The 1,875-nt window shown below is 70.7% G+C and carries 3 protein-coding genes; 2 read left to right on the top strand and 1 reads right to left on the bottom strand.

Going from position 1 to position 1,875, the window contains the following annotated elements:
• Window positions 1-327, bottom strand: a 327-nt coding sequence (locus AB8A24_RS43250; RefSeq protein ID WP_369479241.1) for a hypothetical protein, incomplete at its 3' end; no start/stop codon positions are given.
• Between the two features lie 153 nt (window positions 328-480).
• Here AB8A24_RS43250 and AB8A24_RS43245 point away from each other — a divergent pair.
• A complete protein-coding gene (locus AB8A24_RS43245; protein WP_328959841.1) occupies window positions 481-648 on the top strand; it encodes a hypothetical protein in 168 nt (55 codons plus the stop codon).
• A 439-nt stretch (window positions 649-1,087) separates the two neighbouring features.
• Window positions 1,088-1,702, top strand: coding sequence for a hypothetical protein (locus AB8A24_RS43240; protein ID WP_328959840.1), 615 nt, complete (start codon window positions 1,088-1,090; stop codon window positions 1,700-1,702).
• Window positions 1,703-1,875: the final 173 nt, after the last annotated feature.

Here is a 1,875-nt window from a genome sequence, read left to right as displayed (position 1 = left end):
GCACGGCAAGTGGATCACCACTCGTTGGGTGGACAACGGTTTCTGCGCGGTACGTTCATTCGAACGGGTAGCCGTGGGTGATGATCCGAAAACCAGTGTTTTCGCAGGTCGGCACGTCACCTCTTTGCCCGGCGGCCCGCCTCGGGTGACGCCGCCCGGGGCGGGCCGCCGGTCTCCCGGTTCTTCACCGTCCGACGGCATCTTCAGCGCGGCCGCGAGCCGGGCCTGCGTGACGCCGGCCGCCTCACGCAGCCGCGCCCGCTCTGCCGGATACGGCAACTGCGGCCCGCCCTCCAGCAGTGCCGCGTCGTCAGGATCGGTATCCAACCGTGCTGGTTGTCGGGCCTGTCCGGGTGTGGGCGCGTGCGCGAAGGGGGCAGGGTCGCAGGGGGTCCGGCCTGCCTGTGGGCAGGGCCGTGGCAGAGGGCGGTGCGCTGGTGGACCGGGATGGGCGGACGGTGGATTTCGGGGACGCGCGGCATGTCCGCCGAAGCGGTGGCCACCGCGCTCGGCACCACCTACTTCAAGGCCTCGGTCCTGCTCCTGACCGCGCGGGACAGCCAACGGCACGCACCCCCGGCCCAGCGTCCGCCTTGTTGCCAGGAGTGGGGCGTGGGGTGGGGTGAAGGCCGTAGAAGAGAACGCTGAGGTCTCTGGTCTGTTGCAGCGGGCGAAGCCGCCGACCGACCATGCGGCTCGTCGCCGCGCCCTGCCGGCCTGCGGCTCGGCGGGCGTGTGAATGCAGAGCGTGTCGCCCGCGGACCTTGATCACCCCGGTCTACGGTGGATCAGAGTTCCGGCGCCGCGTCATCCCGAGCGAGCGTCCCAGGCGCGGTCGTCGAGGCCGTCGGGGCAGCCGCCCCGTACGCCTTCACCTGCGAGGAGCGGCACATGAATCCCGAACCAAGGACGACCGGCAGCATCCGCAACGCCGACGCCGGATAGCTGGGCGGCACATGCGATCCGAGCTGCCACCGGGCCCGGGAAGCGATCGGCCGTGACCGGACACAAACCCTCCGAAACGGGCCGTACGAGCCCACGTGAGCCGGGGTCGAGATCTGCTGTCCGCACCGAGAGCCGCTGGCCGATGGCCGCAGCGGTCGTCGCTTCTGCGGTCCTCACCCTGCTTCTGCCCGACGACCTGCGTCTCGGGCCCCGATGGGCGCTTCCCCTCGCCGAAGGCCTCCTGCTGGTGGCGCTGATCTCGGGAGACCCCGGGCGGATCAGCCGCCGCTCCACCGTCCTGCGCTCGGTGGCGATCGCCCTGGTCGTCGTGCTCGTGAGCAGCGCGATCTGGTCGACCGTCCAGCTGATCGACGATCTCATCCACGGCGGGCACGAGACCAACTCCGCCAACGCCCTCCTGCTGGCCGGCGGCAGCGTCTGGTCCTCCACCGTTCTCGCCTTCTCCCTGCTTTACTTCGAACTCGACAGCGGAGGACCTGCCGCCCGGGCCCACCGCATGCCCCCCACTCCGGCGCTCGCCTTCCCCCAACAGCTCAGTCCCGAACTGAACGCCCCGCACTGGCGCCCCCACTACGTCGACTACCTCTACCTCGGGTTCACCAACTCCACCGCGCTGAGCCCCACCGACGTCATGCCACTCGCCCCCTGGGCCAAGAGCGTCATGACCCTCCAGTCCATCCTCTCCCTCATGATCCTCGGACTCGTCGTCGCCAGGGCCGTGAACGTCCTCGCCTGAGACGGCCCGGCGGCGGGCGCCCGGTCACAGCCTGCCGGGCGATCCGGAAGCCGCGTCCCGTGACAGCTGTGGCGGGCTGTTCATCGTTGGCCGCGTCGGTTCGTGGCGATGGGCTGTGGCTGCCGTGTGGGTGAGGCCGCCCGTGTGGCAGCCGCGGAACGGGGCAGCCGAAC

The organism is Streptomyces sp. BF23-19, assembly GCF_041106355.1.
Lineage (GTDB): Bacteria > Actinomycetota > Actinomycetes > Streptomycetales > Streptomycetaceae > Streptomyces > Streptomyces virginiae_A.
This window is presented reverse-complemented; position numbering and strand designations above follow the sequence as displayed.